Raw genomic sequence first — 15,365 nt, forward strand, 5'->3', positions numbered from 1 at the left:
CTGAGCCTTGTCGAAGGTTACCGGGAATGAACGGGCATAGCTCTGCACTTCGGATTCTAATTGGTCAAATATAGTCATTGTTCTGTCCTCAGTCAGGTTCAAGATGCTTGATTCGTAAATGGCCCCAATCGGGCCAGGTGTTCGCTGTCGTGCTTGCCGCCAAAATGCGCATCGCGCTCAAACAGCGGTCCGCAATCTTCACACTCGGCGCCGCGCTTGCGGGCAAAGCTGCGGAACATTCCCCACGACGCTCCGTTATCTGGCGTTACCGTGGTTTCCATCCATTTCACCCCTGTGCGATCCACCAGATGAGCCAGCATTTTTCCGCCCAGACCCTGGCCTCGCATGGAGGAATCCACCGCCACCTGCCATACAAACAAGGTGTCGGGTTTGCCGGGGGGGATATAGCCGGAGATAAAGCCCACCAGTTCACCGTTGTATTCCACCGCCACTGCGGTATCGGCAAAATGGGAGCACTGCAAAAGGTTGCAGTACAGGGAGTTAGGATCCAGCGGCGGACAGTTCGCCACCAATTGATGTAGTGCAGCACCGTCGGTTGCCCGCGGCGGACGAAGGCTCAAAGCCTCCTGCACTGTATCCATAGAGGCTTGAGATTTTGTACTATTCAAAATATTTAGGATTCACTATATCTCTACTGCTCAAAAACAATCCAACTGCTGCATATGATTGTTTTTAAACCATTAATAGAAGATATTTCGCAAACCCATCCCTTAATATTCAATCGAGTACGAAGCATTCTACTGGATTCCCACCCCATCTATCAAGGTGAATTACTTAGAACACTATGGAAATATTTCGCATAAGTTCCCCGCTCGACGTCATATTCGTTTAAAATTTTGCCGCTTCGTTCACAGACACCGAGCCAAAATGGACCCTATTCAAGACGTACTGGTCGCCCTGCGGCGTGTAATTCGCGCCACCGACCTGCAATCCAAGCACTTGGTGAAAACCGCCGCACTGACTGCCCCGCAGCTAATGGTGATGCAGACCCTGCGCGACAAAGGCGGCATTCCCATTGGCGAGCTGGCAGAAGAAATCAGTCTTAGTCAGGCCACTGTTACCAGCATTATCGATCGTCTTGAAAAGAAACATTATGTGGGCAGAGAGCGCTCACAGCAGGACAAGCGCAAAGTGTTGGCCTACATCACTGACGAAGGCTTGGACAAACTAAAGACGGCCCCCACCCTGCTCCAAGAAAATTTTATACGACAATTCAAAGACTTACAGGAGTGGGAGCAGACCATGATCATAAGTGCCTTGCAGCGCGTGGCACAGATGATGGATGCCCAGCACATCGATGCATCGCCCTTTCTCGATGTAGGCGCACTGGATCGACAAACCGAGCAGCGCGCCCCGGGAGCCTACGACGACAAATAGTCGTTAGTGCTCAAAAGGTTTGTCTGCGCTGGGTTTGTGCAAAAGCTAACGCAACTGCCACCAGGCTTGGCGACCACTGATATAGCCGCCGCCTTTTTCAGTGGTCACTCCCAGGGTTCCGCGCGAGCCAGACGTGTATTTATACTCCTTGGCGCCGGCATCGATAATGCCCGGACGGGAAATGATCTCGGTGAACTTTTTACCACTCGGCGGAATACTGGCGGCATCAACCGTCATCAAATCCGCACTATTGATGATTCCAGCGGGAACGGAACCTTATCACACGGGTGAAACTGTGCTCTACGCACGGGAAGGCTACACCGCAGACCTCAGTATCAGCGGTAATTCGTCGGTGGCGGCCATGATCTCTTACGTCGCCACCGGCGAATCCAAAACAGCCAATGGTGCCTTTCAGACGGGCACCGTCACGTTTTGCTCCAATGCTGTCGACAAACTAACCTAGCTGATAATCAGCAGCAATGGACGTCCGCGACTGGAGTCCAGCGCGCACAGCGGCAACTGCTGAGCGGCATTAAAACCGGGTTTTCGCCTTTCCCTCAGCCCTCAAGGCGGGTACCATGCACGCCCGCTTTTCCCGATGTAACTTTCGCTGCAATGTCACAAGCCTTTGCCAATGGCCAGCGCTGGATCAGCATGACCGAGCCCGATCTCGGTCTTGGACTGATCGTGGACGCTGAAAACCGCCGCATTACCATTAATTTTCCCGCCGCTGAAGAAGAACGCACCTACGCGATCGACAACGCGCCGCTATCACGCGTACGGTTCGAGGTAGGTGAATCGATCAGCCTGCAGGGTGAACATAGCCTGGTGGTGCGCGATATTCAGGAACACAACCAGTGTTTTGTCTATCTCGCCGAAGACGACAATGGCGAACTGCATCCAATACCGGAGCAGCTGCTCGGCCACGAGATTCAGCTGCACACCGCCAAAGAACGGCTGCTCAGTGGCCAGTTGGACGACCCCAAACGCTTTATGCTGCGCGCCAGCACGCTCGCTGTGCGCAATCAGGCCCGTGCCAGCCAGAGTCGCGGCATTCTCGGCGCCCGGGTCGACCTGATTCCCCACCAGTTTCACATTGCCCGGCAAGCCGCCCAACGCGAACACCCTCGCCTGCTGCTAGCTGACGAAGTCGGTCTGGGCAAAACTATTGAAGCCGGCCTTATTCTGCATCAACTTCATCTGGACGAGCGCGTGAACCGGGTACTGATCTTGGTGCCCGACAGTCTGGTAAATCAGTGGCTGGTGGAAATGCGGCGGCGCTTCAACCTGAATTTCAGCGTGTTTGATGAAGAGCGCTGCCAGGAGCTCGACCCCAGTCGCAACGAAGACAGCACCGTTTTCTACGACGAAGACACTGAGCGCGAGCGCGAACAGAACCCTTTCGAAACCGAACAATTCATCATTGCCAGCATCGACTGGTTGAGCGCCAACCCCAAGCGCGGCCGACAGCTTAGCGAAGCCCCCTGGGATCTGCTGGTAATTGATGAAGCTCACCACCTGCAATGGCGAGAAAACGGCGAGGTCGACAGCGGCTACGCGCTGGCTGAAACCCTGTGCCGTGCGATTCCTTCTGTACTGCTACTGACAGCCACCCCCGAGAGCACAGGCATTGAAGGCCATTTCGCCCGACTGCGTCTGCTCGACCCGGATCGCTACCCCAGTCTCGCCGCCTTTGTCGAAGAGCAAGCCGGATACAGCGACATCAGCGAAAAAGTAGATGCCGTGCTGGCTTCACCCGATCAGGCAGCCAGTAACGATGACATCTTGGCATTGCTGGGGGAGCCATTGGCTGGCGAGTTCCGGAACAACCCTCAAGCCTACCAGCAACAGGCGCTGGAGACCCTGCTGGATCGCTTTGGCACCGGCCGTAGCCTGTTTCGCAATTCGCGCAGCGTGGTTGGCGGCTTCCCCAAACGGAAACTGCACGAGCACCCGATTGATAACAGCGCTGACGGCGCAGACACCACCGCCTTTGCCAGTGAAGATTGGCCCGCGCAAGACGCCCGTGTTAGTTGGCTGGAAACGTTTCTGCTGCAGCGCCAGGAAGAGCGTGCCCTGTTGATCTGCGCCGATGCGCAGACCGCGATCGATCTGGAGCATTATCTGCGCCTGCGCCGCGGAGTGGCAGCATCGGTATTTCACGGGGGCATGAGTCTGTTTGAACGCGACCGAGCTGCCGCTTATTTCGCCGACGATGACAGTGGCGCCCAGCTATTGGTGTGTTCTGAAATTGGCAGTGAAGGCCGGAATTTCCAGTTTGCCGAACACCTCATCCTGTTCGACCTGCCCGACAATCCCGATCTGCTGGAACAACGTATCGGACGCCTGGATCGCATCGGCCGAAAGCAGGCAGTACACATACACGTACCCTATTTCAACGACAGCAGCACCGCGCGACTGCTGCTTTGGTATCGCGATGCCCTGCGCATCTTTGACGAGCCCTGCACTATCGGTGCGGCCATGCTGGATGCTTTCGGCAGCCAGCTCGAACACGCTCTCAGCAGCGATGCCGCCATGGCTGAACTCGTTGCCCAGGCCTGCCCCCACGCTGACAAACTGCGCGCTCAGCTGCATTCAGGACGCAACCGTTTACTGGAGTTGAACTCCTGTCGCCCGGAGCAGGCTCGGCAATTGATAGCCAGTGTTGAAACCGAGCAGCGCGGCGCACAATTGGCAGACTATCTGGAACAGCTAGCGGACCAGTTTGGTTTGGAACACGAGGACCACAGCGCCGAGACCGTCATTCTGAGGCCTGGCGATCACATGGTGAGCGATGGCTTCCCGCACTTACCCGCCGATGGCATCACTGGCACTTTTAGCCGAGAAAAGGCCTTGTCGCGCGAGGACATCGCCTTCTTCAGCTGGGAACATCCACTGGTACGCGATGCCATGGAAATGATTGTGACCGGCGACTTTGGCAGCGCCTGCATCAGCACGCTGGCGGTCAAAGGCCTACCGGCCGGCAGCCTGTTGCTGGAAGGTTTTCTCAATCCGGGCATCCAGGCACCCAGCGCCCTGCAGCTCGACCGCTATCTGCCTGATCGCTACGCCCGCGTACTGATTGACGCCAAGGGTCGCGAGCTGGGCAGCAAGGTTTCTCACGAGCAGCTCAATGGTCTGTGTCAGACCATCAAGCGCAAACTGATTCCCGCATTGTTGCGCCAGATACGCGAGCCACTTGCCAACCTCATCGAACTCGCAGAAAACCAAGCTCAGCACTTAGAGGCCGATTGGCGCACGCAGGCACTGGAAAATTACCGGCAACAACGCCACAACGAACGTGTGCGGCTCTGTGAACTAGCGCGCCTCAACCCAGATGTCAGTGACCGCGAGGTCGCGCATTTTGATGCCCAAACGGTTCAGGGCGAAACTGCACTGGGTCGTTTACAGCTTAATCTTAACGCGCTTCGCCTTGCCATTATCAGCTAACGGAATCAATGTCATGTATCTGTTTTCCATCAATGCGGTATCGGCTCGGGATCAGGGCGATTTTAAAGCCGGCGAAGAATGCCCCTTTATCGTCTACATCAATTTCATCGATCTTTTTGGTGCCGAGCAGCTCGCCACTGTCTATTTGATGAAAGAGGGTTTTCGCGAGATTAAAATTACCAAGCGTCGTCTGATTAAATTGGAGTCGGGTGAGCAACACCCAGATCCGCAGATTGCCGAAGCGCAGCGCAAAGGCTATTGCCTACAGGCTTTCAGCGCCCACTGAAACGTATTTGCAGCACGATAGCTAGCCAGACGGGGTCCCCTAGACAGCCAGTCCGGCGCTATACCCTGACGACCAGGCCCACTGGAAGTTATAGCCTCCCAGCCAGCCGGTGACATCCACGACCTCGCCGATAAAATAAAGGCCGGGCTGTTTTTTTGCTTCCAGCGTCTTGGAACTTAGCTCGTCAGTATCGACACCGCCACGAGTGACCTCCGCAGTACGGTAACCTTCCGTCGCGGACGGCTTAACAGCAAAAGCATTGATATGCTTACCCACCGTCTGTAAGTATTTGTCACTGAACTGTGCCAGCACCGTCTCTGATTGCTCCGGCCAAAACAGCGCTTGCAGCTCCAACACCAGACTTTTTGCCAGCTTTTGACCCAGCACGCTGCGCAGCAGGCTTTTCGGGGATTGCTGTTTCTGTGTTAACAGCCAGTCAGTGACTGACTCGCCCGGCAGAAAATCGATGTGCAGCGTATCGCCCGGCTGCCAGTAATTGGAAATTTGCAGCATGGCCGGTCCGCTCATACCACGGTGGGTAAACAGCATATCTGCGAGAAATTCCTGCTGCCGGCAAGACACCCCCACAGGCAAGGCCAACCCCGACAGGCGCTCACAGAGCCCCTTCAGTCGGTCGCTGAACATAAACGGCACCAGGCCCGCCTGCCGGGGTTTGAGTGCCAGCCCAAACTGCTGCGCCAGTTCGTAACCAAAGGCACTGCCTCCCAAGGTGGGAATTGACAGGCCACCGGTGGCCACCACCAGCGCTTCGCAGTATACCTCGCGCGCTTGCCCCTGATTCTGGTAAGCCACCGCGTAGCGTCTGGCGCCCTCGGACGCTTGTGCAGTCACCGAGTTCACATCACAGTGGGTGCTAATATCCACCCCGGCAGCCTCGCACTCCGCGAGCAACATGGCGAGAATATCTTTGGCCGAGCTCAGGCAGAACAACTGACCGTATTGACGCTCCTCAAAGGGAATGTCGTACCGATACACCATATCGAGGAAGGACCACTGACTAAAACGCTTCAGTGACGCCTTGCAAAAATGCGGATTGGCAGAAATAAAGTTATGGGCTTCCACCGCGTAATTGGTGAAATTGCACTTGCCGCCGCCAGACATGAGGATTTTCTTGCCCACCTTGTTGGCGCGCTCCAGCACCAGCACACGCCGGCCCCGCTGGGCCGCGGTAAAGGCACAGAATAACCCCGAGGCGCCCGCCCCGAGCACTATAACGTCGTACTGCATCAGTGAAAAAGAGGCTACTCTTCTTCCTCGCTACCGCTAATCCACCACGCATTGCCGCTCGCAAGCGCCTCGGCAAGTATTTGAAATTCAACGTCGATATCTGTCTGATCAGAAATGCGACGCGCCTGCCAGTGGCTATCGGTTTTGCCGGTTATCAGCAAAACACTGTCATTCAGAACCAGTTTTCGACCTAGCATGGAGCTTTCCTTTCTGTCATTTGGGCGCAGCGCACTTTACCACACTGGGATTTCGCAGCGCAGACCCCAAGGTATTCAGACCACCGCCCACATCTGCCACAATAGCCGACTGCCATTAGCCCACAGACCCATGTCCAGTCGTTTCTTACAACAATTGCGTCGCGAACAGAGCCTGGAGCCAAACAGCCAGTCTCGCCAGCTTTACTACGTGCTGACGCCACCCCTGCAACTCGACCTGGTAGTGGCGCGAGAACAACCCAATGGCCGGCTGGATGCCATACAGCCCTATCGCCTGCAAGCAGCCCATTTACGGCAACCGCCGCCGTTTCTGTCGCAAGACGATGTAACCCTGCTGGCCAGACTGGCAGAAACCGACCAGACCTGGCTGCAATCGGGTAAAGGCGGCGCCGTGCGGGAGTGGGCTTGGCTGAAATCTTTACTGGCCACTCAGCGCGCCCGCAACCCTCAGGGACAACGCCTGTCCGAGGGCGATGCGCTGGCAATCGACCCCGGCTGGCGTGCCGATGATCAGGGTGGCCAGTACCTGACCTGGCTGACACCGAAGCCCTGCCGCGTATTACCCGTTGATCCTCCGGCCTACTGGGATACCGCACGCGGCGAACTGGGAAAAATCGACAGCGCGCTGCCGCCCGAAGCGCTCGCCTGGGTCAGAGAAGCGCCCTATATAGACCCCGAGGATATACCCGGCTTTCTGCAACAGCATGAAGCGGCCTTCAGCCAACTCGGATTGCCCCTGCCCCAGACTATCGGGGTTGAAACAGTTACCAGCTCACCGCGGCCGCACCTACACCTGTACCGCCGCAGTGGTGGCCGCAACGCTGGCGAAGACTGCCTGCGCCTGCAATTTAGCTACCATCACCATGGCCAGACACTGCGTTTTGATCACGCCGATCAGATCGATGAACGGCCCTATTTTTCTGCCGACAACAGCACGCTGTACCGAGTACAGCGCAACCCGCAACAGGAAGCAGATTGGGAACAGGCCCTCTACCTCGCACTGGAAGAATATGAGCCCCAACCCCTGAGCGGCGCGGAGGTGACATTTGCCCAGCGCGCGGATTGGCGACAGGTGATGACGGTCGCGGTGCCGCAGCTCAAAAGCCAAGGCTGGACGGTCAGCATCGACCCTGATTTTCGCCACAATTTTGTCAGCGTCGAACGCGTCGAACTGGCGGCACACTGGCTGGAGCAAAATTGGTTTGAGCTGGCCCTCACCGTACATATAGACGACGAGCCCCTGTCGCTTCTGCCGCTACTCACCGACTGCGCGCAGCGCTATACCCGTGAACAGTTGATGGCGCTGGATCGCGACAGCGAGCTACCACTCAGCCTGCCCGATGGCCGCCGCGTCTTGCTGCCAGTGGCCAAACTACTGCAATGGCTGGATTTGTTGGTGGAGTTGGATGAAACCGCCACTCCAGGAGATAGCCTGCGGCTGCCCAAATCTCAGCTGCATCGCCTGCAGAGCCTGACCGAAGCTGGCGCCGCCAGCGATGAAGAAAGCAAAGCGCTGCTGAGCCGCGCGCAAGAGATTGTGTCCTCGCCCAATCTTGAAAGCTTTCGTCTTCCTGACACCTTTAATGCCGAGCTACGCAGCTATCAACAACTCGGCGTTGCCTGGTTGCAGCAACGTCGCCACCTCGGTGTAGGCGGCATTCTGGCGGACGACATGGGGCTGGGAAAAACCGTGCAGACACTCGCCCACCTCAGTATTGAGCATCAGGCGGGAAGACTCAGCGACCCTACATTGGTGGTAGCTCCCACCAGTGTGCTGCACAATTGGCAACAGGAAGCCGAGCGCTTTGCGCCACATTTGCGCTGCCTGTTGCTGCACGGGCTGGAACGCCACCAGCACTGGGAAAAGCTCGGCGAGTACGATGTGCTGCTCACTTCCTACGCGCTGTTGGCCAAAGACATAGACTACTGGCTGGAGCAGCCCCTGAGCGGCATCATTCTCGACGAAGCCCAGGCCATCAAAAACCCACGCGCGCAAGTATCGCGGCAGCTGCGGCGCTTGGAAGCCCCCTACAAACTCTGCCTTACCGGCACTCCGCTGGAAAACCATCTCGGTGAGCTCTGGTCGCAATTTGAATTTCTGATGCCGCGCTTTCTGGACAGTGAACAAGGTTTCAAGCGACGTTACCGCAAACCCATCGAAAAAGATGGCGATGAGGCTCGGGCGCGCGCGCTGATGGAACGTATTGGGCCTTTTCTACTGCGCCGTACAAAAGAAGAGGTGGCTACAGATTTGCCACCCAAGACCGAAGTTGTCGTCAAACTGCCGCTCCCCGACGCGCAGGCCGAGCTCTATGAAACCCTGCGCCAGCGCTGCGTCGACAGTCTTCATGAAGACCGGCTGCGTGGTGAAGACAACGAAGACCGTATTTTGATTCTCAACGCCCTGATGCAGCTGCGTCAGGTCTGCTGCGACCCAAGTCTCATCGACGACAGCTATTATGACGTCGACTCCGCCAAGCGCCAGCACCTTATGGAAATGCTCGACGAGCTGGTGGATGAAGGCCGTTCGGTACTGGTATTTTCACAGTTTACCCGCATGCTCGACCGGCTCGCAGCGGACCTAAAAAAGCACAAAATTCCCCACATTATGCTGACCGGTGCCAGCAAGAATCGAGGCGCACTGGTAAAACGCTTTCAGGAAGGCGAAGTACCGGTATTTCTCATCAGCCTCAAGGCAGGCGGCACGGGCCTTAATCTGACTCGCGCCGATACTGTGATTCACTATGACCCTTGGTGGAACAGCGCAGCCGAAGCCCAAGCAACCGATAGAGCCTATCGTATAGGGCAAACCCGCCCGGTGTTTGTTTACAAGCTGCTGGCTGAAAACACCGTAGAAGAAAAAATCCATGCCCTGCAGCTGCACAAACGTGAGCTGCTGCAACAGATTTACAACGTCGCCGAAGCAAAGACCCAGAAGCTGGCATTGGACAACGCCGCGCTACTGGCACTGCTCGACTAAACTTTAATTCCGGTTTTTTATGACACTCGAAACGCAACGCGCTTTGCCCAATGAACCCGACCTTCAGACCATACAAACACAAATTCAGGAACGCGGTAGCTTCTGTCCGGTTCAATGGCTGATCGATACCGGCTTGCTGCCCTACCCTGGCTATGAGGCGTGGCGCTATGGCGAGCACGATTTCCTGACGCAAGCGGTCGAATGTGAAACCGGCACACTGCTAGCGCTATTGCAGGCGGGTCAGCGTCAGGCTCAGGCGCTGAAGCTAGTCAGTGAAAGTACGCGCTATCACGACTGGCGCGCCGAACAGTCCGAGCGAGAGCTCGCCTTCAGCCGTCGCGCCGAACTCTCGCAACTGCTGTCGACACGCTGGCTGAGATCACAAGATTTACCGCAGCTCGATCTGTTTATGGATAGCGGCACCGCCAGTGCGGAAAATGGTCTGATCGATACCCTGTGCGGGCGCCAATGGCAGGAAGCCGAAAAAGCCTACAGCACGCTGTGCGAGATCGCGCCCAATCACAACCAGCTCGGACGCTTTGAAACACTGGTGTTATACGGCAAACACATGGCGGCTAACCCGGTCATTGAGTCTGAATGGGTAGCGGACGAATTGGCGGGGCTGGAGCAGGACATCGCGCCAGTGGCCAGGGAATTACTGCGCGGCCGGGCGCGCGATTATCTGGCGCTGGCCTGGCAACGTCTGGGGCACAGTCTCGCGGCCAGCCGCGAGCCACACATCCATCCAAGCTATGCCTGGATGCAGATTCCAGACTGGCAACAGGTCATCGACAGTATCGCCAATATCACCGATTATCGGGAACAACCTGAGCTACTGGGACGATTGGCGCAGGCTCTGTACTATCGAGGACAACAAGATATCGCAATGCTGGCCGCAGCCAGTGTGTTTGAACTTGATGTTGATAGCTCGGCACTAATGGCGGTCGCCTCCAGCATTGGACCGCTCAACACACAGTGGCAGGAATTTAGCGATAGCGACGAGCCCCACCCCAGCACCCACTTTCCTGCCTGGCTGCTGCTGCGGCGCCCGGGGTTAATTCACCATCTGAATAGCCCCTACCCAAAACCTGCAGGCAAGGCGTTTCAGGCTTGTGTCAGCCTGCTGCACTGTCGAGTCGAAAAGCGCGATGAAATAAACGCTCGCGAACACCTGCAAGGAATAAGTCCGGGCTTGTTACGTGTTTATCTTGGCGCAGATTAGCACTTATTCAACGGTAACTGATTTGGCCAGGTTCCTCGGCTGATCCACATCTGTGCCCTTGAATACCGCCACATGATAAGACAGCAGTTGTAGCGGTACCGTGTAAATAATGGGCGCTATCATTTCTTCGCTGGTGGGTACTGGAATTACGGTCAGATCGCTCTCATTTTTGAAGCCGGCTTCTTTATCGGCAAACACATACAACTGCCCGCCGCGGGCTTGAACTTCTTCCAAGTTTGACTTGAGCTTTTCCAGCAGTTCATTGTTCGGGGCTACGGCCACGACCGGCATGTCGTCATCGACCAGCGCCAGCGGGCCGTGCTTGAGCTCCCCTGCCGGGTAGCTTTCCGCGTGGATGTAGGAAATTTCCTTGAGCTTAAGGGCACCTTCCATGGCGATTGGCCACTGCGCACCTCGGCCCAAAAATAGCGCGTGGTGTTTGTCGGCAAACTGTTCTGCCACCGCGCAAATATCGTTGTCCAGCTCCAGCGCTGCGCTCAGTGTTGCCGGCAGTGCGTGCAGGGCGGCAACAATGGCGCGCTCTTTGTCGCGATCAATGGCGTAGCGGCGCCCCAGTGCCACGGTCAAAATAAGCAGTGCCGTCAGCTGGGTAGTAAAGGCTTTGGTCGAGGCCACACCGATTTCCGGGCCGGCTTCGGTCATCAGCCGTAGATCGGATTCGCGCACCAGTGAACTCTGCGCGACATTGCAGATGGTCAGGGTGGCGGCGTAGTCCAACTCTTTGGCCAAGCGCAAGGCGGCCAAGGTATCGGCCGTTTCGCCCGATTGGGAAATGGTCACCAGCAAGGTGCCCGGGCTAACGACAAATTTGCGATAGCGGAATTCACTGGCCACTTCTACCCGACAAGGAATTCCCGCTACGCCTTCAATCCAGTACTTGGCCACCATACCGGAGTGGTAACTGGTGCCGCAGGCAACGATCTGCACGCTCTGCACGTTGTCGAAGATCTCACTGGCTGAGCTGCCAAAGGCTTGCTCCAATATGTGATCGCGGCCAATGCGCCCGCGCAGGGTGTTTCTCACCACCGCCGGTTGCTCGTAGATTTCTTTGAGCATGAAGTGGCGGTAGTGGCCCTTGTCGGCAGAATCGGCGGTGCCCTCAATGCGCTCTATTGCTCGCTCCACAGCGTCGCCATCGCTGTTCCAGATGGCGTAACCTGAGGTCGTGATTTCGGCGATATCACCTTCTTCAAGGTATACAAAGCGGTCTGTTACCTGGCGCAGGGCGAGCTGATCAGAGGCAAGGAAGTTTTCGCCAAAGCCCAGGCCCAGTACCAGTGGGCTGCCGCTGCGGGCGCATACAATCCGATTGGGTTCGTCGGCGTGAACAACCGCCAGACCATACGCGCCCTCCAACTCTGGAATCGCCGTTTTTACCGCCTCGAGCAAATCGAGCCCGCCCGTCATCAAGTCGTTAATCAGGTGGGCGATAGTTTCGGTATCGGTTTCAGAGACGAACTCATGCCCTTTCGCGCTCAATTTGTCGCGAAGTTCTGCATGGTTTTCAATTATTCCGTTGTGAACAACCGCAAGCTTGCTGCCGGAAAAATGCGGGTGTGCATTGCGCTCAGTAGGTTTGCCGTGGGTAGCCCAGCGGGTATGGGCAATACCGATATTACCGCGATGCTCTGCTGTCATGGCGGCTTCAAGCGCTGCCACCTTACCCACCTGCTTACAGCTGGTCAGTGTGCCGCCCGCCACCAACGCCACCCCGGCCGAGTCATAGCCGCGGTATTCAAGGCGCTTCAGGCCCTCAAGCAAAATTCCGCTGATGTTGCGATCGGCAACCGCGCCCACTATCCCACACATGATGAACTTCCCAGTCTATTTTTTGGTTGGCCGTTTCCAGCCTGAAATATTGCGTTGTTTGCCCCGCGCTACCGCAAGGTCTTCATCGGGCACATCGCTGGTAATGGTCGAACCCGCACCAACGGTCGCGTTTTTCCCGACACTGACGGGTGCCACAAGTGAAGTGTTAGAGCCAATAAAAGCTCCGTCACCGATAACCGTTTTCGATTTGTTTACGCCGTCGTAGTTACAGGTGATGGTACCGGCACCAACGTTAACATTGTCACCGAGTTCGCTATCACCAATATAGCTTAGGTGATTTACCTTGCTGCCCTGTCCCACAACGGCCTTTTTGGTTTCCACAAAATTGCCGATCTTGGCGTTACTTGCCAAAACCGTGCCGGGGCGTAGTCGCGCAAAGGGGCCAACGTCGCAGCCCTCACCAACCACAGCGTCTTCCAGCACAGAGTTGGCTTTTATTGTACTACCTGAAGCAACGGTACTGTTAGTCAGCACACAGTTGGGACCAATATGGACGTTGGCACCAATTTCACACTGACCTTCAAACACGCAGTTCACATCAATATAGCAGTCTTCACCAACCGTGAGGCTACCCCGAATATCGATTCGCGCGGCATCAGCTAGGGTAGCGCCGCTAGCCATAAGCTCCTTTGCACGACACTGCTGATAATAACGCTCGAGTTCATTGAGTTGCATTCGATTGTTGACGCCCTGCACCTCCCAGGAGGTTGCTGGTTGGGCAACTTCAATGCTGACGCCGTCAGCCACTGCCATTGTGATAATGTCGGTGAGGTAATATTCGCCCTGGGCATTGTCACTGCTGAGTTTCGGCAACCAGCTATTCAGGTGCCGGGCGCTGACGGCCATGATACCGGTGTTCACTTCCTGAATCGCAAGCTGATCACGGGAGGCATCTTTTTGCTCGACAATGGCAACAACCTTGTCGAACTCGCGAACAATGCGACCATAGCCTGTGGGGTCATTCAGATCGGTGGTAAGCAGAGCCATGCTTGTGTCGCCACAAAGATCCAGAAGTCGGGCGAGCGTGTCGGGGGCGATAAGCGGCACATCGCCGTACAGGATAAGCACTCGGCTGCTTTCGACAAGCTTGGGGAGCGCTTGCGCAACCGCATGCCCGGTGCCTTTCTGTTCCAGTTGTTCAACCCAGGACAGTCCGCTGTCGGCAAACGCATCGGTTACCTGATCGGCACCATGCCCCACCACCACGTGAATGTTTGCGGCATTGATGGCTCTGGCCGCATCCACCACGTGACCGAGCATGGGTTTGCCAGCGATGGGGTGCATAACTTTCGGTAGCCCCGAGCGCATGCGAGTGCCCTTCCCGGCGGCGAGAATCACGACTTCTGTTTTCACGGTGCGTCCTTCCCAAAAATTTGATGTTATCGGAAACGAAAAAGGGTAGCTATAAGCTACCCTTCTTTGGTTCTTTCTGCCGAGGAAGTTTTCCCCGTTGAGAAAAAATTACTTTTTCAAGTTCTTGCGAATCTGCTGCAAGGTTCGGAGCTGTGCCGAAGCGGCAGCCAGCTGAGCGGCAGCGCGCGAGTAGTCGATTTCGCCACTCTGATTGGTCATCGCATGAGCCGCAGCCTTCTGCGCTTCTGTCGCAGCGGCTTCGTCCAGGTCGCCAGCGCGTACTGCCGTATCAGCCAGAATGCTGATTACGCCGCGCTGTACTTCCAGATAACCACCGGAGACGTAGAAAATTTCTTCTTCGCCGCCGTCTTTAATTACGCGAATCGGACCCGGCTCCAACGCAGTCAGCAGAGGTGCGTGACCGTAGCTAACACCCAGATCACCGAGTGTGCCGTTCGCCACAACCATCCTGGCCAGCCCGGAGAAAATTTCTTCTTCCGCGCTTACGATGTCGCAATGTATGGTCATAGCCATGTTCTAACCTCGTTGCTAGCGAGCGCCTCTGCTGAGGCGCCCATGCCTACGCTGAAGAGCCTTACAGCTTCTTCGCTTTCTCGATTGCTTCGTCGATGGTGCCAACCATGTAGAAAGCCTGCTCGGGCAGATCGTCGTGCTGACCGCTCAGGATTTCCTGGAAACCACGGATAGTTTCTTTCAGAGAAACGTACTTACCGGGGCTGCCAGTGAAGACTTCTGCCACGTGGAAGGGCTGAGACAGGAAGCGTTCGATTTTACGCGCACGCTCTACTACCAGCTTGTCTTCTTCTGACAGTTCATCCATACCGAGAATGGCAATGATGTCTTTCAGTTCTTTGTAGCGCTGCAGTACGGTCTGCACGCCCCGGGCAACATCGTAGTGCTCGGTGCCGATGATCAGCGGGTCGAGCTGACGAGAGGTTGAATCCAGCGGGTCAACCGCAGGGTAGATACCTTTCGCTGCAATATCACGGCTCAGTACAACAGTTGAGTCGAGGTGAGCAAAGGTGGTTGCAGGCGACGGGTCGGTCAAGTCATCCGCCGGTACGTATACCGCCTGAATTGACGTGATAGAACCGGTTTTGGTGGAGGTGATACGCTCCTGCAGAACGCCCATCTCTTCCGCCAGTGTCGGCTGGTAACCTACCGCTGAAGGCATACGGCCCAACAGTGCTGATACTTCAGTACCGGCCAGTGTGTAACGGTAGATGTTGTCAACGAACAACAGTACGTCACGACCTTCGTCACGGAACTTCTCGGCCATGGTCAGACCAGTCAGTGCAACACGAAGACGGTTACCGGGCGGCTCGTTCATCTGACCGTAAA

Annotated in this window: 14 protein-coding genes; 6 read left to right on the forward strand and 8 right to left on the reverse strand. The window is 56.3% G+C overall.

Going from position 1 to position 15,365, the window contains the following annotated elements:
• Positions 1-98 precede the first annotated feature (98 nt).
• Positions 99-602: a diaminobutyrate acetyltransferase gene (ectA, locus tag ABYP39_RS11530; RefSeq protein WP_372750673.1), complete on the reverse strand. Its 504-nt coding sequence runs from the start codon at positions 600-602 to the stop codon at positions 99-101.
• A 286-nt stretch (positions 603-888) separates the two neighbouring features.
• Between ectA and ABYP39_RS11535 the strand changes: the two genes are divergently transcribed.
• Positions 889-1,398, forward strand: coding sequence for a MarR family winged helix-turn-helix transcriptional regulator (locus ABYP39_RS11535; RefSeq protein ID WP_372750674.1), 510 nt, complete (start codon positions 889-891; stop codon positions 1,396-1,398).
• Positions 1,399-1,443: 45 nt separating this feature from the next.
• Here ABYP39_RS11535 and ABYP39_RS11540 read toward each other — a convergent pair whose 3' ends face one another.
• Positions 1,444-1,635 (reverse strand): hypothetical protein, encoded by a 192-nt coding sequence (locus ABYP39_RS11540; protein ID WP_372782649.1) that lies wholly within the window; start codon positions 1,633-1,635, stop codon positions 1,444-1,446.
• 58 nt (positions 1,636-1,693) lie between these two features.
• Between ABYP39_RS11540 and ABYP39_RS11545 the strand changes: the two genes are divergently transcribed.
• From ABYP39_RS11545 to ABYP39_RS11555, 3 genes are all read left to right on the forward strand, one after another.
• On the forward strand, positions 1,694-1,861 hold the full coding sequence (locus ABYP39_RS11545; RefSeq protein ID WP_372782651.1) for a hypothetical protein: 168 nt from the start codon (positions 1,694-1,696) through the stop codon (positions 1,859-1,861).
• 152 nt (positions 1,862-2,013) lie between these two features.
• Positions 2,014-4,848 (forward strand): RNA polymerase-associated protein RapA, encoded by a 2,835-nt coding sequence (gene rapA / locus ABYP39_RS11550; RefSeq protein WP_372782653.1) that lies wholly within the window; start codon positions 2,014-2,016, stop codon positions 4,846-4,848.
• A 13-nt stretch (positions 4,849-4,861) separates the two neighbouring features.
• Positions 4,862-5,134: a hypothetical protein gene (locus ABYP39_RS11555; protein WP_372750003.1), complete on the forward strand. Its 273-nt coding sequence runs from the start codon at positions 4,862-4,864 to the stop codon at positions 5,132-5,134.
• 39 nt (positions 5,135-5,173) lie between these two features.
• Here ABYP39_RS11555 and ABYP39_RS11560 read toward each other — a convergent pair whose 3' ends face one another.
• The gene (locus tag ABYP39_RS11560) at positions 5,174-6,382 is read right to left on the reverse strand and encodes an NAD(P)/FAD-dependent oxidoreductase (RefSeq protein ID WP_372782655.1); all 1,209 of its coding nucleotides are present in this window, start codon (positions 6,380-6,382) and stop codon (positions 5,174-5,176) included.
• Positions 6,383-6,396: 14 nt separating this feature from the next.
• On the reverse strand, positions 6,397-6,579 hold the full coding sequence (locus tag ABYP39_RS11565; protein ID WP_372765322.1) for a hypothetical protein: 183 nt from the start codon (positions 6,577-6,579) through the stop codon (positions 6,397-6,399).
• Between the two features lie 130 nt (positions 6,580-6,709).
• On the opposite strand from ABYP39_RS11565, the gene ABYP39_RS11570 reads away from it, so the two are divergent.
• Positions 6,710-9,577 carry a DEAD/DEAH box helicase gene (locus ABYP39_RS11570; RefSeq protein WP_372782657.1) on the forward strand — a complete coding sequence of 956 codons (2,868 nt, stop codon included), beginning with the start codon at positions 6,710-6,712 and terminating at the stop codon, positions 9,575-9,577.
• A 19-nt stretch (positions 9,578-9,596) separates the two neighbouring features.
• The gene (locus ABYP39_RS11575) at positions 9,597-10,799 is read left to right on the forward strand and encodes a hypothetical protein (protein ID WP_372782659.1); all 1,203 of its coding nucleotides are present in this window, start codon (positions 9,597-9,599) and stop codon (positions 10,797-10,799) included.
• Positions 10,800-10,802: 3 nt separating this feature from the next.
• On the opposite strand, the gene glmS is transcribed toward ABYP39_RS11575, so the two are convergent.
• The 4 genes from glmS to atpD form a co-directional block, all read right to left on the reverse strand.
• Positions 10,803-12,629 carry a glutamine--fructose-6-phosphate transaminase (isomerizing) gene (gene glmS / locus ABYP39_RS11580; RefSeq protein ID WP_372782661.1) on the reverse strand — a complete coding sequence of 609 codons (1,827 nt, stop codon included), beginning with the start codon at positions 12,627-12,629 and terminating at the stop codon, positions 10,803-10,805.
• Between the two features lie 15 nt (positions 12,630-12,644).
• Positions 12,645-14,003, reverse strand: coding sequence for a bifunctional UDP-N-acetylglucosamine diphosphorylase/glucosamine-1-phosphate N-acetyltransferase GlmU (glmU, locus tag ABYP39_RS11585; RefSeq protein ID WP_372782663.1), 1,359 nt, complete (start codon positions 14,001-14,003; stop codon positions 12,645-12,647).
• 108 nt (positions 14,004-14,111) lie between these two features.
• Positions 14,112-14,537, reverse strand: coding sequence for a F0F1 ATP synthase subunit epsilon (locus ABYP39_RS11590; RefSeq protein ID WP_372758740.1), 426 nt, complete (start codon positions 14,535-14,537; stop codon positions 14,112-14,114).
• Positions 14,538-14,598: 61 nt separating this feature from the next.
• Positions 14,599-15,365, reverse strand: a 767-nt coding sequence (gene atpD, locus ABYP39_RS11595; RefSeq protein ID WP_372782665.1) for a F0F1 ATP synthase subunit beta, incomplete at its 5' end; no start/stop codon positions are given.

Source organism: Litorivivens sp. (genome assembly GCF_041625495.1).
Lineage (GTDB): Bacteria > Pseudomonadota > Gammaproteobacteria > Pseudomonadales > Spongiibacteraceae > Litorivivens.

Excerpts from the sequence above, each read along its gene's own strand:
- ectA (WP_372750673.1), bottom strand. The coding sequence starts at position 602 with ATGGATACAGTGCAGGAGGCTTTGAGCCTTCGTCCGCCGCGGGCAACC.
- ABYP39_RS11535 (WP_372750674.1), top strand. The coding sequence starts at position 889 with ATGGACCCTATTCAAGACGTACTGGTCGCCCTGCGGCGTGTAATTCGC.
- ABYP39_RS11540 (WP_372782649.1), bottom strand. The coding sequence starts at position 1,635 with ATGACGGTTGATGCCGCCAGTATTCCGCCGAGTGGTAAAAAGTTCACC.
- rapA (WP_372782653.1), top strand. The coding sequence starts at position 2,014 with ATGTCACAAGCCTTTGCCAATGGCCAGCGCTGGATCAGCATGACCGAG.
- ABYP39_RS11555 (WP_372750003.1), top strand. The coding sequence starts at position 4,862 with ATGTATCTGTTTTCCATCAATGCGGTATCGGCTCGGGATCAGGGCGAT.
- ABYP39_RS11560 (WP_372782655.1), bottom strand. The coding sequence starts at position 6,382 with ATGCAGTACGACGTTATAGTGCTCGGGGCGGGCGCCTCGGGGTTATTC.
- ABYP39_RS11565 (WP_372765322.1), bottom strand. The coding sequence starts at position 6,579 with ATGCTAGGTCGAAAACTGGTTCTGAATGACAGTGTTTTGCTGATAACC.
- ABYP39_RS11570 (WP_372782657.1), top strand. The coding sequence starts at position 6,710 with ATGTCCAGTCGTTTCTTACAACAATTGCGTCGCGAACAGAGCCTGGAG.
- ABYP39_RS11575 (WP_372782659.1), top strand. The coding sequence starts at position 9,597 with ATGACACTCGAAACGCAACGCGCTTTGCCCAATGAACCCGACCTTCAG.
- glmS (WP_372782661.1), bottom strand. The coding sequence starts at position 12,629 with ATGTGTGGGATAGTGGGCGCGGTTGCCGATCGCAACATCAGCGGAATT.
- ABYP39_RS11590 (WP_372758740.1), bottom strand. The coding sequence starts at position 14,537 with ATGGCTATGACCATACATTGCGACATCGTAAGCGCGGAAGAAGAAATT.